A 20,667-nucleotide genomic window follows, 5' to 3' on the forward strand; every position below is an offset into this window, starting at 1 on the left:
TCAGCGGCTCAGAGAGCCGTTGGATGGGTCCTGGTCCCGAAATCCCCAGACCCGTACAAAACCGGAGGAGCCGCACTTTCCCGGGCGCCTGTAGGGGCCCGAGGGGGTACCCCCCACTCCTGCACACAGCCGAATCGCAGCACGTGATCTAATCAGATCACTTCATGACGTAGGCAAGATCCGGCATGATGCTACTCATGGCTACCCCACTCTCACCTCGATGGATACCTGGTTCGGAGCGCGAACTAGAGCAGGCTTTGACAGAAGGAGTGCTCACCGAGACTCATCATCGTGACGGCAAGCAAGACCTTCGCGAGAAGAAGGATATGGCGAAGGACATGGCGTCGTTCGCGATCGATGGTGGGTTGCTGGTGATCGGTTTGCGCGAAGACAAGGAGGCTGGTCGTTTCTTCTTGGCACCGATCGAGCGTCAGGATCAAGTCGAGGAAACTCCTGAACGGATTGCACTGACCCGGTGCGACCCACCGCTGCTAGTTCGTACTCAGTGGATCGACAGCCACAAGAAGACGGGCCAGGGGTATCTGCTCGTGGAGATTCCAGCGTCATCGTTGGCGCCCCACATGGTGGACGGGAGGTACTACGGGAGGGGTGAGAAGCAGAAGTACCCCTTGTCAGATGCGCAGGTCCAGCGGCTCATGGCTTCCCGGGACATCTCCCTGTCCCGCATCCGTGAGGAGCTCCAACAGGTCGTGACTGAGGACCGGTGGCCGGAAGGAGAAAACCCTCACTTGCATGTAGTGGCCAGGCCAGTGAGTGGGCAGCGTCGACAGTTCCTGGAGGTGACCAACGGGCAGTTCCGGTAGGATTCGCTCCATAGTTTGGTACTGAACGCACCCAGCGCCTCAACGAGTCAAGCCGGACGTTCTACTGACAGCTCAGGCGTTGCTCCAAGGCTCCGGGAATGCAACTCCATCTCGAACACTGCTGGTGGAGTCACGCTATCTGGTAGTCACCGACCTGCCGAGGACGAGGATAGGGACATTTCGCTGACCATTCTGGAGGATGGAGGCCTGCACTTCTTTTCCGCCCGAGCTGGGTCGCGCTACCCCAGTGGACCTACCGTATTCGCGTTTGATCATGCTATAGCGTTCAATGTGCGCTGCCTGGTGGATATCGCCGCTCACTTGTCTCAGGAAACGGGGTACGCTGGTGCCTGGGACATCGCAGTGGAGGTGACCGGTCTTCGAGGAACTGTCACTTCCGCCGCAGCGGGCAACCCCATGTTCACCAGTGTCGGTGTATTCAACAAGGACACGTACTCCGAAGCTGTTCGAGTTTCCAGTATTGAGATGGAGAAACCTGGGTGGGTCACTGAGCATCTCGTCGGGTCGCTGCTGCGCACATTTCGCACAGATGAGCTGTACGCGGGCCTGCTGAGCGATGAGGATTTCTCGCTAGGCTAGAGGTCTTCTAGAGCAGCCCGGGGTGTACTTCACGGGGTCGTCGTGGTGAGAAACGGGGCTTCGCCGCGTTGGCTTCCCGCGCGGTCTTGCGATCGTGATGCCAGGAGCACAGCAACTGGAGGTTACGGAGCCGGTGGTCGTCGCGGTCACGGATGTGGTCGACGTCCGTGCCGTCCTCGGCGCAGATGCTGCCGTCTCCCATGCGCCACTGGCACAGCCCGTGGTCGCGTTCGATTACCTCGGCGCGCAGTGTGGGCCAGTTTGAGGGAAGTTCCTCACGGCGCTGCGAGCCTTCCCATCTGGTTCCTATGCTGCCACCCCCTTGTTGCGTTCTGTAGTTGTGCACCCTTAGGGATTCCGGTACCCCGTTGCGCTGTGTAGTCGGCGCTCAGGAAGAGCGGGCGGTCAGCGAGTGGGTGAGGCCGACCAAGCCGAGCAGCGATGCCAGCGCGGACAACGCGGCTGCTCCGACCCACGCACCGCCGAGCAGGACCAGGTACACGGCCAGCGCACCGAAGATCAGCGCGACCCCGGTGCCGAGGACCACGGACGGTCCGATCGGCTCGCGTTCGCGCAGGGTCGAGGTGTTGACGCGGATGCCTGTGTCGTTCAGGGCGTTGACCGCGCGTTGGCGGGTGATGGTGTCGGCGTCGGGGACGGTGATGTGCAGTGTGGCCATGAGGGTCTCCAAGGTGAGGTGTGGGGGTGTCCTCCGGCGGGCTCAACATCCACCCGGTAACGGGGAGGGATGGGGGTGGTGGAGCCACACGCCGGAGGACACGTGTGTTGTCCGGCAGGGATCGCAGGCAGAGTGGTGGTGGCGAGAATGCTGCGCCCCACCTGTTGTTGGGTGTTCCTGGTGCCTGCCGGACACGTTTAAGGGAGGGCGGAGGCGCGGACGCCGACTGCCCAGAGGAGGTCACCTTCCTGGAGGAAGGGCAAGGTCTTGGCCTCGTAGTGAGGGTCAAGACGAAGGTTGCCGAGGACGTTGCCGACTGCGGTGTCGAAGCTGTCCTCGGCGTCAATCAGGGATGCGCGGCCTTCCCACCTCGGGGAGTACCAGTTCAGAAGCCGGGTGGGGTCACCACCGACTCGAACCCCCAGCACGGGGGACGGGTTTCCTGCCGCGTTCAGGCCGCGCAGGATCGCGGCGAGGGTCATCCCGGAGCCGACCGGGACGACGATCCGTCGTGTCCAGGGGAGGCGGGAGGCCTGTTCGGAGACCTGCTGGAGGTAGGTGGGGTGCTCCATGCCGAAGGGGACGCACGCCCATCCCATCGGGGCGAGGCGTTCGGCGTCGGCCCGGTACCGGGCGCGGATGACTGAGAGGCGCCCGGGGCGGTGCCGGAACAGCTCAGCTCCGGTGGATACCGCCACGCTGGTTTCGGGGGTGACCTTGCCCCAGCCGGTGTGGAGTCGTGCCGGGATGCCGAGGGCTTGGGCAACGAGCGCGGCCCGCTCCAGCTGGGGGCTGATGCGTGCCCCGGCTGAGAGCAGACCAGCGGCACCATCCGCGACGGAGAACAGGGCGCGTGCCTTCGCACCGGAGGCTCCGCCGCGTGACCAGGCGTCCTCGCGCTTGACCAGGACCCCGCCGTGTTCCTCGACCGGAGTGAGGGTGGGGGTGAAGTCGGGGACGGCCTGGGCGCGGGCGAGCAGGATGGAGGTCATTCAGCTTCCAGGTCGATGATGTTCCGGGTCGCCTTCTTGGCGTCGCCCTTGACGAAGGTCAGCACGTACTGGTGGTGCCTGCCCATCTTCCGGCTCGCTCGCCACTGGTTGCCGACGCGGAGAGGTACGGTCCCCAGGACGTTCTGGAGGATCTGGTCGTTGTACAGGCGCATTCCGGCGGCCTCATGGGCTGCGATCGTCAGGGGGACGAGCCCGCGGATGTTGCCCTTGCGATCGCGCAGATCGCCGACAACCCAGGTGGCGAACCGGTCCGTCTTAAGGGTGCGAGCCGTTTCGGAGATCACGTGGGTGTAGGTGTCCACGAAGTCATCCCACTCCATCGCGGAGAGGTCTTCGGGAAGGTCTGAATAGACCTCCAGGTCGTGGTACGGCGGGCACGTGAAGGTGTAGTCGAAGGATTCGTCGGGCAGGGTCGGGACGACCTCGGCGGCGTCACCGGTGATGTACTCGACGGTGCCGTCCTCGATGAGGTTGCGGTCTCGCCAGTCGGTGACCTGGACTTCGTTGGCCTCGACCTGCCGTTGGGACAGGTCTACTCCGAGGTAGTCGTATCCGCCGTGACCGGCAACGAGTCCGCGCACGCTGCCCCCGGCGAACGGGTCGAGAATCCGGCCGTTCGGGGGGACGTACCACTCGTAGCTCACTTCGGCCAGCACCGGGTCGAAGGTCGAGAGGCCGTTGCTGATCTTCATGAGCTGCTGCTTGCCGAACGGTGAGCTGGTGTCCCAGGTCTTGACGCCCTCGCGTCCTGCCTGCGAATCGAACCCGAGTTCCTGCCAGGCGCGCTTGCGGTTCTGCCATACGCCTCGGTCGGAGCGCAGGATGGAGAAGGGGTAGATGCCGTCTACGTCGACGCGGGGCTTGGCGGTGGTGTCGTCGGGCAGGGTCTGCTGCAAGAAGAGGTCCCCCAGGGGTCAGGTGAGGGATGGGATACGGGGCGCGGTCGGCTACCGATCCCTTGCGGTCGCCGAGGCGAAGGTTGGTGCTGAGACACCGGAGGAAAGAGCGTAGGGGCAACCGTTGAAGCGTTCAGGCCGGGATGAGAGGGCGGCGGCGTGCTGCCTGCCGGGTGGCATGTTCGGCCTTGGCCACGTCGAGGAGACGGAAGCGGGGAGAACGGCCGACATAGATGTCGCGGCCGTGCTGGTCCTGGGCTACGGGGAGGTGGCCGCGGTTCTTCCACATGCGCACGGTAGGAACGGTGACTCCGGCTTGGCGTGCGGCCTGCGCGTAGGTCAGTAGCTGGTTGACGTCGAGCAGGTCCACGTGAACACCTCCGGACACGCAAAAACCCTCAACCAGTTCGGTTGAGGGCATAGTTCTCCTAGGCCTCAAACGTAACGCGTTACGTACCGCTCCACAAATTTCTTCATGCTCGGCGTGTCGCGCCTTTTTAGGATGAACCAGAGACATGCGCCTTCGCCGAGGCGAAGCTGGAATCAGATGAGCCGGGTCGCGCGCAAGCGGTACAACTCGAAGGCCTTGTCAAGCACAATGGTCGCTGCTTGCGTGAACGAGAGCAGGTTAGGGATGCTGCCTGTCACTTGGGCGATACACACACCGTCCACAGTCTCAAGCACATTCGTTTCGAGGCCGCTGAGCGTTCCTTGGGTGTCACCATGAGCCAACGCACTGCACAGGTGCCAGATTGCTTTGGCTGAGTTCCCTCCGATCCCAGCCCACTCTCCGGCGGATCGGACCATCTCTCCGTATCCTGCGGGCATGAGGTTGACCCTCTTGTTCGTAACCGGATCGAACTCCGGGATCCCGATTCTCCGTGCCTCTGTGTCGATGTCGGCCTGCCGCTTCACAGCCCACTGCTTGCCCTCCATACCAAGCTCCGAGCGGAGAGTTCCCGAGTCTCCGTACTCCTTTCTCTGGAGTGAAAGGTTGTGCTCGATCCGCTTGAGGCGCAGGCTGGGGGAGAGCACCCACATAGACCGAGCAGCGTTCTCCAGGGCATTGCGCACCAGAGAGAACTGGGCTCCCTGATGGATCGTGAGGTGGAGGTTAGGGGGTTTTTCCCCTGACACGAGAGATGAACGCAAGCAGTGGAGATGGTCGACAGCCACCAGAAGGGGTGCCCACGCAGCCGCGGATACCTTCCACTTAGAGGATTTTGCGTCATCCCCCGCGAGCACGCTCCTCGGTTGAGGGCGACCTGCTTGGGTGTCGCTCTCCAGATCGTTGGAGGCCTTCTGTACAAGGTCCAGTGTTCTCAGGAGCGCTTTGAGATCTGCCTCATCACTCATATGACCAGGTTAGACCTCGTGCTTGAGGATTCGCTAGAGCTTTTTGATGATGCAAGTTCGGGAAGCATCGGCACACATCAAGAGAGTGGCCCTACTCACCAGAGGTGTGCAGGGCCAGGTGCCTCATTCAGATCTCCCCAGAGGTCCTGTTTGCCTTGATCTTGCTGTATTCCACCGTGTCGGTCCACCCATACGGGTTGTCAGCAAGCCGGTACACCTTCCGGCCTGGCATCCCGATGATCGCGCCGATGGTGATGCTCTTCTTGTTGACGCGCTTGATCTCGCACCACACGCCGCTGATGAGAGCGAAGTCGCCCTTGGTGAAGTCGTCGGGGCCGTACAGCTTCACTCCGGCCTCCTGCTGCTCGGCGAGCTGTGTGCGCCAGAAGGCGAGTTCCTCTTCGACCTCGGGGCGCGCTTCCTGGAGCTGAACGCGGTGGTCCTCGTCCCAGGGGTCTTCGATGTCGCGGTCGATCTTGCGCAGACGAGCTTCGAGACGGTCGATGCGGCGCGCGGTGACACGGGGGTCGTACCGCTTCTCCAGGTTCCGCTCCACTCCGGCCTTGCGTGAGTTCCAATAGGAGCTCTTACGGCCCTCCTTCACACCGCGTTCCATCGCTCCGGTGATGCGCTCCTGGTCGCGTCGTGCACGAGGCGCGGAGTGGTGACCGTTGAGGACGGGCTGGCCGGGAGGGCGATGTTCAGAGAGCTCGGAGCCGCGGTTGAACGCGGCCTGGGAACGGCGGCCGGCGTTGTCCGCGTACTCCTCGAAGCGGTCGGCGCGTTCCAGGGCGCGCTCGCGGCGAGCTTCTTCGCGTTCTGCGAATGAAGGCTGGTCTGTGGTCATGATGGTGCTCTCTGTCGGTCGTTGGTGTGGGGGCTGGTTCTGTTCGTGAGTGTGGACAGCGTTTGTCGATCAGTCTCGACAGCACCCCGGAACACCGCATCGGTGTATCGATGAGTTTTGGCAGCGCACAGGCCCTTGCAGTGGCACCATCGAGGTGTTAGCCGCTACGAGGGAGCGCTGATGCCACCGTCGAAGGTCGAGCTGTACGCCGCCATCCGGCGCGACATCAGAGCAGGACTGTCGATCCGCGAGGCCCAGCGCAAACACCAGGTCGGCTTCCGCACGGTCAAGAGGGCCCTGGACTCGGCCTGGCCCGAACCCCGCAAGAAGCTCCCGCCGCGCCAGACCCGTCTGGACGTCTACAAGCCCTTCATCGACGAGATCCTCCGCCAGGACCTGGACGCGCCCCGTAAACAGCGCCACACAGCCAAAAGGATCTTCAACCGCCTCCTGGACGAACACCAGGCCACGGACCTGTCTTACGGGATCGTCCGCCACTACGTGGCCCAGCGCCGCGATCAGATCCGTATCCAGGCCGGCCGCGGCCCGAGTGCCGAGGCCTTCGTGTCCCAGACCCACCGCCCCGGAGCCGAGGCCGAGGTCGACTTCGGCGACGTGACCGTGCGCCTGAACGGGGAACAGGTGGTCCTGTTCTTGTTCAGCTTCCGCCTGTCCTATTCGGGCAAAGCCGTGCACCGCGTCTTCGCCTCCGGAGGCCAGGAAGCGTTCTTCGAGGGCCACGTGCATGCTCTGAGTGTGCTGGGCGGAGTGCCCTTCAGCAAGGTCCGCTACGACAACCTCAAAGCCGCGGTCGCCCAGGTCCTGGGTTTCGCTCGCCAACGGGTGGAGACCGAGCGGTGGACAGCGTTCCGTTCCCACTACGGCATCGAGAGCTTCTACTGCCGCCCCGGAATCCAGGGCGCCCACGAGAAAGGCGGTGTCGAGGGCGACATCGGCTGGTTTCGCCGCAACCACTTCGTCCCCGTCCCCGAGGTCGACTCGTTGGCCGAGTTGAACGCCCTGGTCGAGCAGTGGGACATCGCCGACGGGTCCCGACGGATCGGGACCCGCCCCCGCACCATCGATGAGCACTTCGCCGCTGAACAGCCCCACCTGAAGCCGGTCCCCGAGGAGCCGTTTGAAACGGGCCGGGTGTTCTCCCTGCGGGTGGACCGCTACGCCCAGATCACTGTGCGCACCAACCGCTACTCGGTGCCGGTGCGGCTGATCGGACGCCAAGTCCGTGCGGTCCTGCACGCCTCCGAACTGGTCGTTTACGAGGGCCGCACCGAGGTGGCCCGCCACGAGCGGCTGATCGCCAAGGCCGGATCCCGTCTGGTCCTGGACCACTACCTGGAAGTGCTGCTGCGCAAACCCGGGGCACTGCCCGGCTCCACCGCACTGGAACAGGCACGAGCGGCCGGGAAGTTCACCCCGATCCACGACGCCTGGTGGGAAGCGGTCCGCAAAGCCCATGGGGACGCGGAAGGCACCCGGGCTCTCATCCAGGTACTGCTGCTGAGCCGCCACATGGCCCACGAGCACGTGGTCGCCGGGATCGCCGCAGCGCTGCGGGTGGGGGCGTTGACCTGCGACGCGGTGGCGTTGGAGGCCCGCAAAGCAGCCGAGTCCGAAGAACCCACCGCCCCTTCGGCACCAGCACCCGAGCCTTCCCCGGTCGTGTCGTTGACCGAGCGACGGCTGGCCCAGCTTCCGCCTGATAACCGCCCGCTGCCTTCGGTGGCCGCCTATGACGAACTGCTTCGCCGCCGCACCAGCGGCACGTCCCGCCCCGCAGATGACTAGGAAAGGCACCGCCCTTATGACCACCAGCCGCCCCCGAGGGCTGACCGAGCAGGCTGCTGAGAGCGCGACCGACTCGGCCTGCCGGATGCTCAAGCTGCCCACGATCAGGACCAAGTTCACCGACATGGCCGAGACCGCGGCCCGTGAGCAGATGACCTACACCGGTTTCCTCGCCGAGCTGTTGATGGCCGAGTGCGATGACCGGGCCCGCCGCCGCTCCGAGCGGCGGATCAAGGCCGCGGGCTTTCCCCGGCAAAAGTCCCTGCGCGAGTTCGACTTCGAGGCCAACCCCAGTATCGACCCGGCGGTCGTTCACACGCTGGGCTCCTGCGAGTGGGTGAAGAAGGGACAGCCCCTCTGCCTCATCGGGGACTCGGGCACGGGCAAGTCCCACCTGCTCATCGCGTTGGGCACCGAGGCCGCGATGAACGGGTTCCGAGTCAAGTACACCCTGGCCACCAAGCTGGTCAACGAGCTGGTCGAGGCCTCTGACGACAAGCAGCTCGGCAAGACCATCGCCCGTTACGGGCGGGTGGATCTGCTCTGTATCGATGAGCTCGGCTACATGGAGCTGGACCGGCGTGGTGCTGAGTTGCTGTTCCAGGTCCTGACCGAGCGCGAGGAGAAGAACAGCGTGGCCATCGCTTCCAACGAGTCCTTCGGAGGGTGGACCAAGACCTTCACCGACCCGAGGCTCTGCGCGGCGATCGTGGATCGGCTGACCTTCGGAGGGGCGATCATCGAGACCGGCACTGATTCCTACCGGTTGGCTCAGACCCGCGCTGCCGCGAGCTGACCTGCTGGACCCATCTGTTCGCGAGCCGCCCGAGGCCTCTCGGGCGGCTTTGGTGTGTTGGGTGCTGTTAGGACTCATCGACATTCTGGCCCTGGGGAACGCTCGACCGCTGCTGGAACTCATCGACAAGTGCTCTCCTAACTCACCGACGTAGCCAGGGGGCGGGTTTCCTGCCCGCCCTGGTCAGGCTTGAGGAGCGCTGAGGTGTCGGAGCTCGCGCTTGAGGTGGTGGCGCGCGGAACGCTTGCAGGCGCGGCGGAGCTGCTTGATCCACCGCCGTGCGCGGCGCTGCGTCGTGGGATCGATTTCCTGGCAGCGGCAATCGCGGTGCCCGGGGCGGCGGGTGGCCGCGAGCATGGGGTTGATCGTGCGGATATGCAAAGGCGCCTCTTCTAGCAGGTGGTGATGATTGTGGGTGGGGTGAATCCGCAGTGGATTGCCCATGCGTGCGCGGCGTCACGTTCGGTCGGGTACCGGCCGACCGTGTTGCCCTTGGGGTCGGAGAGCGTGTAGCCGCCGCTGTGCATGAGCTCGAACTGGGCGTCGATGTTGCCTAGCAGGTGCGGGTGGCCACTGATACGAACAGTGGAGCGCCCGACCTCGCCTAGGACCGGTGACGGTAGAAGTTCGACCACCGGACCTGGTTCGGCATCGGGTGCGGTCGCCTTGAATCCAACGAGGGTCCGCAGGGTGATAACCCACCCGGCCACTTCGAGGAGATGGGCGACCTCATCGCACGCGGTGTTCCACTGGTCGCGTGCGGGTCCGCGTCGCGGGCGGTCGTAGTGCTGGGTGCGGCCGGTGTCGGTAGCGACCGCGACGTTGATGCGTCCGTGCTCGTGGTCATAGAGGACCTCGGCGCTATAACCGGGGGAGGGCATCGCGGTCCACGGTGGAACGGTGCACAGGGCCTCGCGGGCGGAGCGGATGTACCACTCGGGTGCACCGGGGTAGTGGATTGTCATTGGTCTTCTCCTGCTCGTTACGGGTTCTTGGGTGCGGGGAAGCGCTTGTGGCCGAGCTGGTCGGCGCGGTCGGCGCGCTCGCAGGCATCGTGATTTGCTATGCGCAGGAGGCTGTAGACCTCCTGTTCGCGTTGGTGGGCGTCGCCGAGAGCGCTTACGTAGTAGGGGTGATTTCGTAGAGGGCAAGTGTTGGTGACCGGGTACCACCAGGGGCCTGCCATGTTGCAGTGAGGGCAGGTCGGGGCGGGGGTGGGTGTGGTGGGGTGGGGTTCGACGTACCACCGGCAGGTGGAGCCGCCGTTGCGGATGTGCAGGCCGACCCGCAGCGTGCCGTCTTCGCTCCATGCGTGGCTGCTTTTGCGGCAGTAGCGGCATCGGCCCAGGTGCTGGTAGCGGACACCGCTGATGATCGCGTGGGTGTTGTGGAAAGTGAGGGTGGTGCGCGGCGCGGTCGCTACCTTTGGGTTCATGAATTCCTCCTGAGTTGTTGGTGTGTGTCGGTCGGGGTTAGAAAGTGCGCTCGATGGCTTCCCAGATCAATTCTTCGAGTTCTCCTTCGGTCGGTTTCCAGAACAGGGTTTCGTCTTCGGGGATGTCTTCTTCTCCGATGTCGCTCTCAACGTCCGTGTATCCGTTTGACCAAGGCGGGAAGATGCCCTCCTCGTCCAGGTTGATTGTGTACCCCTTCGCGGCGACGCGGTTGAAGCTGGCGGTGAAAGCGTCCGTGAGTTCCTTTTCCGGGGTGCCCTTCGGTACGCGGATCTCGTTGTCTTCGATATAGGTGTCGATCATGGTGAGTACCGCGTTTCTGTTGAAGCCCTCGCTGTAGATGATTCCGGATTTGGTGATCATTTCCTGTTCCTTCTCTCTGGATCTGTTTCAGCTTGGCTCGGGTGCGGGGGGCTGACAACCCGAGCGTCTGTGATTCGGTTAACTCGTGCTAGGTGAGTTCAAAGAACATTTCGGAGGGGTCGGCGTTGAAGGCATCACATGCGGCGTAGAAGGCCCATTCCGCCTCTGTGTAGGAGTCAACGCAGGCAAGACCGTGGCGGCTGTTCATCATGTTTCGGCAGGCGTGGACCTGGTTTCCGAGTTTGACCAGGTGTTCGTACTCGTTGTCGGTGAGGTCTTCCAGGCCCTTGTATTCTTCGGTGATCATGTTTTCCTCTCGCTGTTCCGTCTGGGTGACAGCTTAAGGAATTTAGGACCTAGAGCAAGATGGTTGGGGGGAGTTGATCAGTGATCTGCTTGGCTTGACTGAGGGGGATTTGATTGGGCAAGAAAAAGAGGGGCGCCCGTGGGGCACCCCTCTCATTATTCGGCTATGCGGCAGGGAGGGTGATCGGCTTGCCGAGAACGCGGCAGGCGACAATCAGGTTTGCCGTGGTGTGCGCGTAGTGGCGCTCGGCCTTCTTGATCTCCTGGCAAATCTCAAGGTAGTGCAGGGCCAGTTTGAACTGAAGGTCCTGATCGGCGGTCCGATACATGATCTCGCGGGTAATGATGGCGTCGTCTTCGAGGCGAAGCAAAGCGCGCAGGGCCTTGCTCGCGGTGGCGTAAACGGTGGTCTCGGTAATGTCTGTCATGGCTATTCCTCGTCGTTTGGTTCTGGCGGGGTTTCCTGCCCCGCTTTCTGTCTTCAGCTTACGATATCTAGGACCTAGGGCAAGTCTAGATCGTTGGATTCCTGGATTTTCATGGGGTGGGAAGTGGGGGAGTTACGCCCAGAATGGCGCAGGCGATGGCGAGGTGATTGTGTGCCTCGCGGTAGCGATTGCGCTTCGCTTCCTGTTCGCGGCGCAGAGCGAAATACTCCCGTGCCGCTTCGCGGCGGTCCGGGCCGGCGGGGTGCTGCCAGGTAGCGGCGCGGGCGTCATCGACCTCTGCGTCGATCAGGTCCATGTCGCCCAGGGCGCGGGCCGCAGCTCGGTACAGAGGGGTGTCGGTGATACGCATGCAGGGCTCCTCGGTTGGTGCTAGCGGGGTTTCCTGCCCCGGGAACTGGCTGACAGCTTAAGGAAGATAGGACCTAAAGCAAGGATCTGGGGCAAAGAAGAACCCCCGGGATCGCCGGGGGTTGGTGCTAGCTGTGCGGCCGCAGATGCTCGGCGGGCACGTGGTGAAGGACCCACATGCTCCATTCGTTGAGCGTGCCCAGGCACACGTATCGGGGCGCGGGCTCCACGTTTGCCTCGTCGGCCTCCCGGTGGTGCAGAACGCACAGTTCGCACTCGCAGAGTTTGAGGACCCCGCCCGTGTTGCCGTAGTGGGAGGCGCTATCGCCCACGTAGGTGATGTGGGTGCCGATTTCGATGGCCATGGTGAGGCCCTTTCGGTGGGTCTGAGTCGTCGGGTGGTGTCGCTGGAGTTTCCTGCTCCGGCGGTAGCGCTCAGACCTTAGCTCGAATAGGACCTAAAGCAAGTGATTGCCTCGTCCCCCGCGAGAGCGGACGATCGCCACGTGCGCGGCCTCCGCCTCGGCCCGCGTCCACCGCTCCTCACCATCCACAAGACGCCCCCGGGGCCAGGTGCCCTTCCACCGCCGGTGGTACATCTGCTCGGCAGTGACGCTCCCCTTGGTCAGGTAGGACCGAACCCCGTCCCACGTCAGCAGATCAGAGGGGGACCCTTCGGGAGCAGGAAGCCCAAATATGGTTCGGAGGGCTTCGTCCACCTGGTCGACGTAGAAGGTGTTCGCACGCCCCTGCTTGCCCACCGGGGTCGGCCAGGCCGGATGATGCGACCACTTGCGGCGCACCATGTTCAGGGTGGTCCCGTACCGTTCGGCCACATCCGCGAGCGTCTCGGTCGGCCGGTCGTCTACCATCGGTGGTGGCTCCTCGGAGTCGTTTGGTGTGGGGCGGACGGTTTTCCTCATTGGACCTTCGGGTCGGCCGTCCGCCCCCTCACTTCTCCCCGCCGTTCACCGCGTTCGCTGACTGGTCGGGATCTCTCCTATATCATTCGTCCCCAGCCCGTGCCGGGGTCCGTAGTTGACCCGACCACGTTCAGGGCGACCATAGCGTGCATCCGGTATTCCTCGAAGGCGTCTTCGTGTGAGGACATGGCTCGCCGCGTGGCGTAAAGGTATACGTGCCCCTACACGCGCACAGGACTGATCAAACTGGATGCTGTTACCATCTCCGGGCCGCCATTTTCAGCGTCGTCTTGTAGTGCTTCGTGGCCTGTGGGAGCGTTCTGAAGAAGTGCACATCGATCTGCCCACCCGGGAATCAGGGCGCGGAAATTACGAAGTGCCCTCTCCCTTCGCCCAGGCCGTGACGAGCTTGCTGGCGTCGGGGCGGCGAGGCATAGCAAGGATGATCAGGTCGCCCTCGCGGATTCGGGTGCGGGGTGTTGGAATGAGCACGTGTGAACCGCGCACGACGGTGGTCACTAGCCCGTGAGGCGGGTCCAGCTCATCCAGTTGCTTACCCACGATGTACAGGCCGGGTGTGGCGGTCACTTCGATGAGTTCGGTGTTGACGTCACTGAGGGGCACATCTGAGGCCACCGGGGCGAGAGAATTTTCGTTGTCGCTTTGCGTCAGCCCGAGCCAGCGTGCTGCCGTCTGTATGCTCGCCCCCTGGACGGCCGCCGACACCAGGACCACGAAGAAGACCACGTTGAAGATCAGCGGCCCATCAGGGTGACCTGCCACGAATGGGAAGGTGGCCAGCACGATCGGCACCGCACCGCGCAAACCAACCCAACTGATGAACACCAGTTCCCGCCAGTTGTAGCCGAACCACACCAGGGACACCATCACCGCTATCGGGCGTGCCACCAAGACGAGCATGACGGCGACGGCCAGCGCGGGTGCGGTCACGGCAGGCAATTCGGAGGGGAAGACGAGCATCCCCAACATGAGGAACAGTCCTACCTCGGCGGTGTTGGAGAGCCCTTCGTGGAAGGTTCGGATCCCCCGTCGGTGCAACGGTGCGCGTGCACCCACCAGCAAGCCGGTGATATAGACGGCCAGGAAACCGGACGCCCCGAGAGCAGCGGCGGTCCCGTAGGAAATTCCTGCTACAGCCAGAGCCAATACGGGGTAGACACCCGCGGGCCCCAGGTTGATGCGAGACAGCAGCCAGCTACCGGCCCAACCGATCAGGAGGCCGACAGCGATCCCCCCGCCCAGTTGGACGAGGGCAAACATTCCCCAATCAGTAGGAGTGGGTGCACCCTGCCAGGTCGCGACCAGTCCCACCGTGAGCATGATGGCGATCGGATCGTTAGCGCCGGACTCCACTTCCAGCAAGGAGGCGAGTTTGCGAGGCAACGGCGCCTTGCGCAGCATCGCGAAGACCGCTGCTGCGTCGGTAGACGCTACGACCGCGCCGATCAAGAAGGCTGTCAGCGGTTCGACGTCCAGTAGGAGGTAGGTGCCCCACCCCAGGATTCCGGCGGTCACGACGACGCCGACGGTTGCCAGCAAGAACCCGGGGGCCGCAGCACGGCGGACGTCGCCGGGCTTGGTGGTCAAGCCGCCCTCGAACAGAATCAACAGCAACGCCACGGTCCCGCCGATCTGGGCGATGCGGGGGTCCTCCAAGGAAAGAAACCCCAACCCGTCATCGGCGATGAGCATGCCCAATGCCATGAAGAGGAGCAAACCTGGCATGCGTATTCGGCTGGCGAACCCCGCAGCTAGGATGGCCCCCATCAACAAGAGTCCAGCTGCCAGAATCCATCCATCGGCAGGCAGTTGAACAGACATCTTCCCCCATGGTCAGCAGTGTGGCGGTTGTGGAAGGAGCCTATCGGTGAGGCTGCGACTGGGACGGCAGGGGCACCCACCTTGGGTGGGGCCGTCTGCGATCGAGCGGCTGCTGGTGCCGTTGGATGGCTCGCGGGAGGCGGCATCGGCCCTTGAGCCCGCACTGAGAATCGCTCGCACTTTGCAGGTCCCGATGGAACTTTTGACCGTTTATGACCAGGTGAACGGTAGATGGTGCCAGGACATCGACGACATCGCCGCAGACCTTCCCTATGAGCACCTCGGAGTGTCCGTGGTGGGCTCGGGATGGGCGGGCGACGTGATCGTCAACACTGTGGCTGAGGAACCGGGCACGGTCGTGTGCATGTCCACTCATAACCGTGACCGGTTCTCGCGCCTGGTTGCGGGGAGTGTGACTGAGCACGTGCTGCATCGGGTTTCCGAGCCGGTATTGATGGTTGGCCCGTGCTACCGGCCTGATGAGACCGGTGTTCTCTTTGAGCGAGCCGTGGTCTGTCAGGATGGCGGTCCACGCGATGCGGTCAGCTTGGTAGTCGCTGAGAACTGGGCGCACCAGCTCAAACTGGAATTGGAACTGGTGCACGCCTGCCTGCCTCCCACAGCTCGCTCTGAAGCTTCTCTTTCAGCCGCAGCGAAGCGTTTGGAGGAACGCGGCTTGGCTGCCCGAGACGTGGTCGTGGACGGCGAGGACCCAGCTCAGAGCCTTATCGAGCTGTTTGAGCAACGTCCTGGTGCGATGGCAGTCCTTACAAGTCGCGCTCGCGTAGGTCTGCCCAAGTTCGTCTTGGGCAGTGTCAGCTCCAAGGTGCTGGAATACAGTCCAATACCCCTGCTCATCATTCGGGCTCCGTAGATTTACGGGGTTGTCTTCCGGTGTGCCCCGTAGCACTGAGTCCCTCTCAGCCCCACCACAAGGAACAGCTGTATCTGAAGGCGCGGTATCGGGTTACTCCAACTGCTGCGTTAGATGGCTGATCCAGTCGGTGTACTCCTCGATGGGGGTTGCGGTTCGGCACCCGGCGCACCACACACCGTTTTCACCGCTCCGTCTGGTGAGCATCATCAGCTCGCACGCCGGGCACGGTACGCCGTCCAAGGAAACGGTTTTTACCGTCTGCCCGGTCATGGTCACGGCGCGGCGGTGCAGCCACAAGAGCTCCTGCCCGGCGTCGGTGCCCGCCAGCTCGGGGTAGGCGTCCACGTACTCGGGCCGGACGATTCCGAGAACGTCTTCAGGCAGGCGGCCGAGGTCTTCGACGGTGAGTTCGCGACGCATCGGTTCGGGCTCCAAACTGATCAGCCCCAGCACGAAGCGGTCGAGCAGCGCACAGGCCTCGCGGATCGCTGTGGGCCGGTGCCCCCAGGACACATCAGTCGGTGCGGCGTCGAGTCCGGCGACCGTGCGGACACGCTCGTCCCACGACAGCAGGACGCTGCTCATGGTCACCATGAACCGGTCTACTTCCAGGTCGATGGGCGCCGGAGGAGCGGGGCGGCTCGTCTGCACGCGCTCGGCTGCCGTGTGCCGCGTCTTCTCGCGCAGGAGGTGACCGAGCTCCTCATAGAGGTCAGGCAGCTCGCGGAGGGCATGGGTGATGTCGGTGACGCAGGCATCGCAGAACGCCCGAGGGGTGAACGCGGGCAGCACGCTTTCTTCGGTGACGGTGGCGCTGCGGCAGTGACGGCCGCGAGCACACGCACGGAAGGCATCGTCGATCATGTCGAGCTCCTTAGTAATGGGGAATCGGGAGGTCAGCACGCCTTAGAGCCGCTTTGGCGTTCTTCAGCGAGCGTGGGTCTGAGGGGGTTGCCGATGTGATGACGAAGGGGCCGTTTGGTGGTCTCCACTCCAGGTGTTTGGAGCGTTTGCGGACGGTCCACTTGTGCTTCTTAGCGATCTTTTTGAGGGCTCGATACTCGGATGAGAGGCGAACGGGCATGGGGCTCCAGAGGGTGAGCGCCCACCCCGAAACGGAGGTGGGCTGGGTGGTTGGTCGGTCAGTTCACGAGTTGACGGGCGTGGTTCATGGCGTCGTCTCGGGTGAGGTGCTGTGACCAGCCGTGTGCGTTGGAGGTGACGAACCATCCGTCGAATTGCCGGGTCACGGTGGCGGTGCCGTTCGGTCCGTCGACCTTGAACACCTGCGCCATCTCCATGAGCGCCCAGAGACGCGCCAGATGTTGGTCGCGCTCTGCTAGCTGGGTCCGAAGCCGATTGAGCTCCGCTTCCAAGCCGGTGACCTCGTCGCGGTGCTGCTCGTGCAGACGCGGCTCCTCCTGCACTGTTTCGCCGGCCACGGTGGCGCTGGCGTAGTGCCACTGCACGAGGTGTGCGCAGTCGGGAAGGTTGAAGAGGTCGTCGGTCTGGGAGATGGCCTCGTCGAGGTCCAGGGCCTCGACGTCAACGGTGTGGTCGAGTTCGGCGGTGAAGCGAAGGGTGTACAGCATGGAAGTCTCCGTGGGGCCGCCCCTGAGAGGGGCGGCCCCGGGGTTGTTAGAAGGGGAGGGGGTTCAGGGCCCCGGTGAGTTGGGAGAGGAACGTGTGCACGTGCACGCGGTCCGGGTCTTTCTTGGCGTTCATGACCAGGCGGGTCGCGTCCTTGAGGCGGTCCTCCGGAGTTGGTACCGGGGCGGAGCGCACGCAGATGAAGCCGGTGCGGCGAGGTGCTCCGTGCTTGGTGTCGGGGTTGTCGTGGAACTCCTGCCGCAGGATCGAGCGGGGGCGCTTGCCGGTCGCGGCGTCCACGACTTCGACCCGGGTGGCGCTCACCTCGGTGACGCGGACGAGGTAGTGCGCGCGGGGGTCGCACGGCTTCCAAATTTCTCCTGCACGCACGTGCGCGCCGATTAGGTTCACAGGTCTTCCTTTCGTAGTGGTGTGCGGGGCCGGAGGAGGGATAGGAGCTTCCACTCGTTGGTGACGTCCTCCCATAGGCCCAGTCGAATGTGCTGGGCGTGCTCGGGAGGCATGTAGTCCCAGGTGATGAGGAGTCGGGTGCCGTACAGCGACGCGGTGGGGGTTCCGATGTGCCACCGCGGGCTCCCTCCTCCGGGCGGGCGTTGGCGGTACATGACGGTGGAGGGCATCCCTCCGGGCCAGGGCAGGTCCTGAGGGTGGCCACCGGTGCGACCGCTGGGAATTTCACGCAGCGCGGCGGAGGCGAGCAGGCCCTCGTTTGTGCGCCGGTCCGGTCGGAGGGTGCGGGTGCGGTGTTCGTATCGCCATCCGGGGTGCAGGTGGTGGGGCTTGCCGCAGCGAAACCCCACCACCCGGCTGGTTTCCATCACCGGCCGGTCGGTGCTGTCCAGGCCCAGGATCATCCGCCACTGTCCGAGCATTGCCGTGCGTTTGCGTCGGGCTGCGGTCAGTCGGGAAAAGTGGTCGTGTGTGGTCTGGACATCGGCGGCGCAGTAGATGGTGGTCATGGTTACCGGCCCAGTGCAGCCCGGTCACTCAGGCGGCTTTGTCCGATGTCGGCGCGTGCTCCGGCTGCGGCCCCTGCCCCGTATCCGGAGCTGAGAACGGAGGTCCGTCGCGTGACGGTGCGTTCGTACTCGCTGGCGACTCGCTGCTGAACGGCTCTGTTGCGGTCCATGAGGACCAGCTCCGTGGATCGCTGTGCTTCCTGCGGTACGGCTTCCTGCTGTGCGGTCTTCTCCAGGGACTCGATGCGCTCGGCGACCCTGTTGGCGAATCCCACGCACCAGGCCGTCTTGTACTTGCGGGCGGATGCCCGGGGCGGGGGAGTCACCTGGGCGAGCCCGTTCATCATCTGGAGTTCCAGGGAGGCGTGGACGAGGGTGAAGCGTTCGATGTCGGAGGCGTAGCCGAAGATGTGGACGGTCTGAGTGCCGTCGCCCTGGCCGCGTCGCTTGGGGATGCGCAACGCCTTGCACCGCATGGCGTCCGCGACCAGGCAGAACAGGTTCGCCTTCGCCATGGCCCGGGGGCCGGGGAGGGTGACCTGCTTGTCGGTCAGGATGTCGCTGGTGGGTTGCTTGGCGGTGGCTACGGCCATGTCGATGCCGTACTCGGAGATCCACTTCATGGCTTTGGCGGTGAACGCTTCGGCTTCGGCTTCGGTGACCGACGGGTCTTCGGCCATGGCGAGCATGGAGCGGACCTTGCGGAGGGTGGCCTCGGGGATCATGTCGTCTCTTCTCGGGTGGGGATAAAGGGGGCGGCGGGTTCGCCGCCCCCGGAGCGAACGGTGTTAGAGGCCGAGATCCACGAGGGCCGTAGCGTAGTCGCGGCATGTGGAACAAGGTCGGGGCTCGGTGATCACGCAGGCGGGGGATGCATGTAGGCGCTCGGCACGTTCGGCGATGGCATTGGCTCGGATTTCCATGTCCAACACCCGTTTGGCGCTTAGGAGGTTGAGCGCTTGGGGAATGAGGCCTTCCAAGTCCTCGCTGTCGAGTTTGGCCACCGGCCCTTCTACCCCTTGGATGTACAGGTGGGCGACGTCGTCGGATTCCCATGCGAGGGCGGTAGTGCCGAGGTAGGGCCAGTTCTCGGTCATCAAGTCTTCGAGTACGTCGGGGACTTCGGTGGGGGTATCGAAGATCGGAATGTTGGTCCCTTCGACTTCGTATTCAGCAAACTGACGAATGCGTGTGGTCATAGGATCATCGGTTCTTTCTTGCTGGCTTGGCTGGGACGGGGAGGGGGTTTAGGTGCGGCTTTGCTGCCCCAGTGAGGAAGACTGTACCGGAACAGTGTTCCTCTCTTCAAGGTCGTTTTCCCTGGTAGGGGCCTTAAGGAGGCGTGAAAGCCAGTTCTTCTGGCTATGCCAATCGGCGAGTGCCTCTTTCGCGCCAGAGGCGGGGGTGACCACGACCTTGGGCTGCCCCTGGGTGCGCGTCATGCCGGGCACCTCGGTGACCTCGCCCGTGTCCGGGTTCATCACACCGCCGTGGCGCTTGACCATCTCCGCCAAGCGCTTCGTATACGCCTCGCGGACGGTTTCCTCGATCTCGCTCTCTGCGGTGGCTTTCACCCAGTCGAGGTACGCGCGCGGGTTCGTGACGGTGACGGTGACCGGGCCGTCGTCCACGCGCACCGTGCCGATCGCCACGGGCTTCCCGTTTGCGTCGCGGATGCGGACCGTGGTCCGATCGCCGGGCACCATGGAGTTGGTCAGGTCCTCGACCAGGTCGGAGACCAGGGCTTTGCGGCGTTCCGTATCTGCCTGGCCGACCTCGCGTTTGACTAGGGCGGCGGCGACGAGGAGCACCAGGTCCTCATGCTGCAAGGGAGGCCGCCTCCTTGCCACGTCGGGTGATCAGGTCGCCGAGGGTCGTGGGCTGCTCGGTCGCGGGGTCGATCACCGGAGCTCCGAGCAGGCCGCGCTTGCGCCCTTCTGTGAGCAGGCCGCGCAGTGTTTCCACCGTCACGTCGGCCGCGAGCGCCTGGTCCCTCAGGCTGTTCGCCGTGGGGGAGGGGACACCCTCGTTCACCCACGCCAGGAGTTCCTGAGCGAGCTCTTCCCCGGGGCGGGGGATGATCCGGCTGTCGAGGGTGTGCGCGCGGGCCTTGGTGATCGTCATGGTGTGGTCGCGGTCGAGGTCCCCGATGAGGGAGAACTCGTACTCGACGCCCTCGCGCTGCTCCGGCTTCAGGCCGATCTTGACGGGGACGGCCTTTCCGGAGCTGTTGGTTTGCACCTCGTAGGCGACTTTGCTGCGCATCGTCACGAGGATGTGCCCGGGGTAGCTGGTGATCGCCTCGATCATCGCCATCTCGACGGGGCGGAGGTCCTTCCAGCCCGTGGCGAACTTGTTGCCGCCCTTGCTGAGCTGGTCGACCTGTTCGAGGACGCCGCCGACGCCGTTCCAGAACTTGCTCCAGGTGTCGATGATGAGCGTTCCGAGCCCTGCCTGGTTGGCGGCGGCGATGGCGTGCATGAGGTCCTGGGGTGCGTAGTGGCGCATCACCAGGTGTTGGAACGTGAACTCACTGCTGTACTCGGCCGCGGAACCGTTCTCGGTGTCGATGACACCGATGCTCTCTCCGAGGTGGGTGGCGATCTTCAGGGCGGTGTACGTCTTGCCCGCGCCGGGCGGGCCGGTGAACGCGGCTCGGATCTTGGTTTGTTCCTTGGTGGCGGGTACGAACGCGAACTGGGTGGTGGTCATGGTGAT

Annotated in this window: 30 protein-coding genes; 6 read left to right on the plus strand and 24 right to left on the minus strand. The window is 64.1% G+C overall.

The genetic code is table 11. From position 1 onward, the window contains the following. Nucleotides 1-269 precede the first annotated feature (269 nt). Together NE857_RS09225 and NE857_RS09230 are read left to right on the plus strand one after the other, a co-directional pair. Nucleotides 270-824, plus strand: a complete 555-nt coding sequence (locus NE857_RS09225; protein WP_254420601.1) for an AlbA family DNA-binding domain-containing protein — start codon at nucleotides 270-272, stop codon at nucleotides 822-824. 303 nt (nucleotides 825-1,127) lie between these two features. Next, nucleotides 1,128-1,424 (plus strand): hypothetical protein, encoded by a 297-nt coding sequence (locus NE857_RS09230; RefSeq protein ID WP_254420602.1) that lies wholly within the window; start codon nucleotides 1,128-1,130, stop codon nucleotides 1,422-1,424. A 7-nt stretch (nucleotides 1,425-1,431) separates the two neighbouring features. On the opposite strand, the gene NE857_RS09235 is transcribed toward NE857_RS09230, so the two are convergent. The 7 genes from NE857_RS09235 to NE857_RS09265 all read right to left on the minus strand — a co-directional run bounded on the left by NE857_RS09235 (nucleotide 1,432) and on the right by NE857_RS09265 (nucleotide 6,215). Then, nucleotides 1,432-1,626 carry a hypothetical protein gene (locus tag NE857_RS09235; protein ID WP_254420603.1) on the minus strand — a complete coding sequence of 65 codons (195 nt, stop codon included), beginning with the start codon at nucleotides 1,624-1,626 and terminating at the stop codon, nucleotides 1,432-1,434. A 186-nt stretch (nucleotides 1,627-1,812) separates the two neighbouring features. Then, nucleotides 1,813-2,103 (minus strand): hypothetical protein, encoded by a 291-nt coding sequence (locus tag NE857_RS09240; RefSeq protein WP_254420604.1) that lies wholly within the window; start codon nucleotides 2,101-2,103, stop codon nucleotides 1,813-1,815. A gap of 197 nt (nucleotides 2,104-2,300) precedes the next feature. Continuing rightward, nucleotides 2,301-3,095 (minus strand): hypothetical protein, encoded by a 795-nt coding sequence (locus NE857_RS09245; protein ID WP_254420605.1) that lies wholly within the window; start codon nucleotides 3,093-3,095, stop codon nucleotides 2,301-2,303. Beyond that, nucleotides 3,092-4,012 carry a class I SAM-dependent methyltransferase gene (locus NE857_RS09250; protein WP_254420606.1) on the minus strand — a complete coding sequence of 307 codons (921 nt, stop codon included), beginning with the start codon at nucleotides 4,010-4,012 and terminating at the stop codon, nucleotides 3,092-3,094. Before NE857_RS09250 ends, NE857_RS09245 begins: the two co-directional genes overlap by 4 nt. 133 nt (nucleotides 4,013-4,145) lie before the next feature. Further along, nucleotides 4,146-4,382, minus strand: coding sequence for a MerR family transcriptional regulator (locus NE857_RS09255; RefSeq protein ID WP_254420607.1), 237 nt, complete (start codon nucleotides 4,380-4,382; stop codon nucleotides 4,146-4,148). Between the two features lie 173 nt (nucleotides 4,383-4,555). Next, entirely contained in the window at nucleotides 4,556-5,368 is an 813-nt protein-coding gene (locus NE857_RS09260) for a hypothetical protein (protein WP_254420608.1), read from the minus strand. Between the two features lie 127 nt (nucleotides 5,369-5,495). Further along, complete coding sequence (locus NE857_RS09265; RefSeq protein ID WP_254420609.1) at nucleotides 5,496-6,215, minus strand: DUF3560 domain-containing protein; 720 nt, start codon at nucleotides 6,213-6,215, stop codon at nucleotides 5,496-5,498. A gap of 180 nt (nucleotides 6,216-6,395) precedes the next feature. Between NE857_RS09265 and istA the strand changes: the two genes are divergently transcribed. The 3 genes from istA to NE857_RS09280 all read left to right on the plus strand — a co-directional run bounded on the left by istA (nucleotide 6,396) and on the right by NE857_RS09280 (nucleotide 9,213). Next, complete coding sequence (gene istA, locus NE857_RS09270; protein WP_254420610.1) at nucleotides 6,396-8,021, plus strand: IS21 family transposase; 1,626 nt, start codon at nucleotides 6,396-6,398, stop codon at nucleotides 8,019-8,021. Nucleotides 8,022-8,037: 16 nt separating this feature from the next. Further along, nucleotides 8,038-8,817: an IS21-like element helper ATPase IstB gene (gene istB / locus NE857_RS09275; protein ID WP_301184320.1), complete on the plus strand. Its 780-nt coding sequence runs from the start codon at nucleotides 8,038-8,040 to the stop codon at nucleotides 8,815-8,817. Between the two features lie 204 nt (nucleotides 8,818-9,021). Continuing rightward, nucleotides 9,022-9,213, plus strand: a complete 192-nt coding sequence (locus NE857_RS09280) for a hypothetical protein (protein ID WP_254420612.1) — start codon at nucleotides 9,022-9,024, stop codon at nucleotides 9,211-9,213. On the opposite strand, the gene NE857_RS09285 is transcribed toward NE857_RS09280, so the two are convergent. From NE857_RS09285 to NE857_RS09325, 9 genes are all read right to left on the minus strand, one after another. Beyond that, entirely contained in the window at nucleotides 9,210-9,782 is a 573-nt protein-coding gene (locus NE857_RS09285; protein ID WP_254420613.1) for a hypothetical protein, read from the minus strand. The two genes, NE857_RS09280 and NE857_RS09285, sit on opposite strands and share 4 nt — an antisense overlap. A gap of 17 nt (nucleotides 9,783-9,799) precedes the next feature. Then, on the minus strand, nucleotides 9,800-10,252 hold the full coding sequence (locus tag NE857_RS09290) for a hypothetical protein (protein ID WP_254420614.1): 453 nt from the start codon (nucleotides 10,250-10,252) through the stop codon (nucleotides 9,800-9,802). Between the two features lie 37 nt (nucleotides 10,253-10,289). Continuing rightward, nucleotides 10,290-10,634 (minus strand): hypothetical protein, encoded by a 345-nt coding sequence (locus NE857_RS09295; RefSeq protein WP_254420615.1) that lies wholly within the window; start codon nucleotides 10,632-10,634, stop codon nucleotides 10,290-10,292. Nucleotides 10,635-10,722: 88 nt separating this feature from the next. Beyond that, complete coding sequence (locus NE857_RS09300) at nucleotides 10,723-10,941, minus strand: hypothetical protein (RefSeq protein WP_254420616.1); 219 nt, start codon at nucleotides 10,939-10,941, stop codon at nucleotides 10,723-10,725. A gap of 163 nt (nucleotides 10,942-11,104) precedes the next feature. Then, nucleotides 11,105-11,368, minus strand: coding sequence for a hypothetical protein (locus NE857_RS09305; RefSeq protein WP_254420617.1), 264 nt, complete (start codon nucleotides 11,366-11,368; stop codon nucleotides 11,105-11,107). Between the two features lie 109 nt (nucleotides 11,369-11,477). Then, nucleotides 11,478-11,738: a hypothetical protein gene (locus NE857_RS09310; protein ID WP_254420618.1), complete on the minus strand. Its 261-nt coding sequence runs from the start codon at nucleotides 11,736-11,738 to the stop codon at nucleotides 11,478-11,480. Nucleotides 11,739-11,865: 127 nt separating this feature from the next. Then, nucleotides 11,866-12,102: a hypothetical protein gene (locus NE857_RS09315; RefSeq protein WP_254420619.1), complete on the minus strand. Its 237-nt coding sequence runs from the start codon at nucleotides 12,100-12,102 to the stop codon at nucleotides 11,866-11,868. 93 nt (nucleotides 12,103-12,195) lie between these two features. After that, the gene (locus NE857_RS09320) at nucleotides 12,196-12,609 is read right to left on the minus strand and encodes a hypothetical protein (protein ID WP_254420620.1); all 414 of its coding nucleotides are present in this window, start codon (nucleotides 12,607-12,609) and stop codon (nucleotides 12,196-12,198) included. Between the two features lie 420 nt (nucleotides 12,610-13,029). Further along, entirely contained in the window at nucleotides 13,030-14,502 is a 1,473-nt protein-coding gene (locus tag NE857_RS09325; RefSeq protein WP_254420621.1) for a potassium/proton antiporter, read from the minus strand. A 46-nt stretch (nucleotides 14,503-14,548) separates the two neighbouring features. Between NE857_RS09325 and NE857_RS09330 the strand changes: the two genes are divergently transcribed. Next, a complete protein-coding gene (locus NE857_RS09330) occupies nucleotides 14,549-15,376 on the plus strand; it encodes a universal stress protein (RefSeq protein WP_254420622.1) in 828 nt (275 codons plus the stop codon). Nucleotides 15,377-15,469: 93 nt separating this feature from the next. On the opposite strand, the gene NE857_RS09335 is transcribed toward NE857_RS09330, so the two are convergent. The 8 genes from NE857_RS09335 to NE857_RS09370 all read right to left on the minus strand — a co-directional run bounded on the left by NE857_RS09335 (nucleotide 15,470) and on the right by NE857_RS09370 (nucleotide 20,661). Continuing rightward, nucleotides 15,470-16,243 carry a hypothetical protein gene (locus NE857_RS09335; RefSeq protein WP_254420623.1) on the minus strand — a complete coding sequence of 258 codons (774 nt, stop codon included), beginning with the start codon at nucleotides 16,241-16,243 and terminating at the stop codon, nucleotides 15,470-15,472. A 278-nt stretch (nucleotides 16,244-16,521) separates the two neighbouring features. Then, entirely contained in the window at nucleotides 16,522-16,971 is a 450-nt protein-coding gene (locus NE857_RS09340) for a hypothetical protein (protein ID WP_254420624.1), read from the minus strand. A 46-nt stretch (nucleotides 16,972-17,017) separates the two neighbouring features. Beyond that, entirely contained in the window at nucleotides 17,018-17,380 is a 363-nt protein-coding gene (locus NE857_RS09345; protein ID WP_254420625.1) for a hypothetical protein, read from the minus strand. Then, nucleotides 17,377-17,949, minus strand: a complete 573-nt coding sequence (locus NE857_RS09350; RefSeq protein ID WP_254420626.1) for a hypothetical protein — start codon at nucleotides 17,947-17,949, stop codon at nucleotides 17,377-17,379. The genes NE857_RS09345 and NE857_RS09350 overlap by 4 nt, the downstream gene beginning before the upstream one ends. A gap of 2 nt (nucleotides 17,950-17,951) precedes the next feature. Then, nucleotides 17,952-18,674: a DUF2786 domain-containing protein gene (locus NE857_RS09355; protein WP_254420627.1), complete on the minus strand. Its 723-nt coding sequence runs from the start codon at nucleotides 18,672-18,674 to the stop codon at nucleotides 17,952-17,954. A 63-nt stretch (nucleotides 18,675-18,737) separates the two neighbouring features. Then, nucleotides 18,738-19,148, minus strand: a complete 411-nt coding sequence (locus tag NE857_RS09360; protein ID WP_254420628.1) for a hypothetical protein — start codon at nucleotides 19,146-19,148, stop codon at nucleotides 18,738-18,740. 48 nt (nucleotides 19,149-19,196) lie between these two features. Beyond that, the gene (locus NE857_RS09365) at nucleotides 19,197-19,778 is read right to left on the minus strand and encodes a hypothetical protein (protein ID WP_254420629.1); all 582 of its coding nucleotides are present in this window, start codon (nucleotides 19,776-19,778) and stop codon (nucleotides 19,197-19,199) included. Beyond that, on the minus strand, nucleotides 19,768-20,661 hold the full coding sequence (locus NE857_RS09370; RefSeq protein WP_254420630.1) for an AAA family ATPase: 894 nt from the start codon (nucleotides 20,659-20,661) through the stop codon (nucleotides 19,768-19,770). Before NE857_RS09370 ends, NE857_RS09365 begins: the two co-directional genes overlap by 11 nt. Between the last annotated feature and the right edge of the window lie 6 nt (nucleotides 20,662-20,667).

The sequence above is a fragment of the Nocardiopsis exhalans genome (genome assembly GCF_024134545.1).
Lineage (GTDB): Bacteria > Actinomycetota > Actinomycetes > Streptosporangiales > Streptosporangiaceae > Nocardiopsis > Nocardiopsis exhalans.

Coding starts and splice junctions, on each gene's coding strand:
- NE857_RS09335 (WP_254420623.1), bottom strand. CDS start 16,243: ATGATCGACGATGCCTTCCGTGCGTGTGCTCGCGGCCGTCACTGCCGC.
- NE857_RS09295 (WP_254420615.1), bottom strand. CDS start 10,634: ATGATCACCAAATCCGGAATCATCTACAGCGAGGGCTTCAACAGAAAC.
- NE857_RS09240 (WP_254420604.1), bottom strand. CDS start 2,103: ATGGCCACACTGCACATCACCGTCCCCGACGCCGACACCATCACCCGC.
- NE857_RS09245 (WP_254420605.1), bottom strand. CDS start 3,095: ATGACCTCCATCCTGCTCGCCCGCGCCCAGGCCGTCCCCGACTTCACC.
- NE857_RS09265 (WP_254420609.1), bottom strand. CDS start 6,215: ATGACCACAGACCAGCCTTCATTCGCAGAACGCGAAGAAGCTCGCCGC.
- NE857_RS09325 (WP_254420621.1), bottom strand. CDS start 14,502: ATGTCTGTTCAACTGCCTGCCGATGGATGGATTCTGGCAGCTGGACTC.
- NE857_RS09290 (WP_254420614.1), bottom strand. CDS start 10,252: ATGAACCCAAAGGTAGCGACCGCGCCGCGCACCACCCTCACTTTCCAC.
- istB (WP_301184320.1), top strand. CDS start 8,038: ATGACCACCAGCCGCCCCCGAGGGCTGACCGAGCAGGCTGCTGAGAGC.
- istA (WP_254420610.1), top strand. CDS start 6,396: ATGCCACCGTCGAAGGTCGAGCTGTACGCCGCCATCCGGCGCGACATC.
- NE857_RS09360 (WP_254420628.1), bottom strand. CDS start 19,148: ATGACCACACGCATTCGTCAGTTTGCTGAATACGAAGTCGAAGGGACC.
- NE857_RS09310 (WP_254420618.1), bottom strand. CDS start 11,738: ATGCGTATCACCGACACCCCTCTGTACCGAGCTGCGGCCCGCGCCCTG.
- NE857_RS09305 (WP_254420617.1), bottom strand. CDS start 11,368: ATGACAGACATTACCGAGACCACCGTTTACGCCACCGCGAGCAAGGCC.
- NE857_RS09350 (WP_254420626.1), bottom strand. CDS start 17,949: ATGACCACCATCTACTGCGCCGCCGATGTCCAGACCACACACGACCAC.
- NE857_RS09320 (WP_254420620.1), bottom strand. CDS start 12,609: ATGGTAGACGACCGGCCGACCGAGACGCTCGCGGATGTGGCCGAACGG.
- NE857_RS09315 (WP_254420619.1), bottom strand. CDS start 12,102: ATGGCCATCGAAATCGGCACCCACATCACCTACGTGGGCGATAGCGCC.
- NE857_RS09340 (WP_254420624.1), bottom strand. CDS start 16,971: ATGCTGTACACCCTTCGCTTCACCGCCGAACTCGACCACACCGTTGAC.
- NE857_RS09285 (WP_254420613.1), bottom strand. CDS start 9,782: ATGACAATCCACTACCCCGGTGCACCCGAGTGGTACATCCGCTCCGCC.
- NE857_RS09235 (WP_254420603.1), bottom strand. CDS start 1,626: ATGGGAGACGGCAGCATCTGCGCCGAGGACGGCACGGACGTCGACCAC.
- NE857_RS09260 (WP_254420608.1), bottom strand. CDS start 5,368: ATGAGTGATGAGGCAGATCTCAAAGCGCTCCTGAGAACACTGGACCTT.
- NE857_RS09355 (WP_254420627.1), bottom strand. CDS start 18,674: ATGATCCCCGAGGCCACCCTCCGCAAGGTCCGCTCCATGCTCGCCATG.
- NE857_RS09370 (WP_254420630.1), bottom strand. CDS start 20,661: ATGACCACCACCCAGTTCGCGTTCGTACCCGCCACCAAGGAACAAACC.
- NE857_RS09300 (WP_254420616.1), bottom strand. CDS start 10,941: ATGATCACCGAAGAATACAAGGGCCTGGAAGACCTCACCGACAACGAG.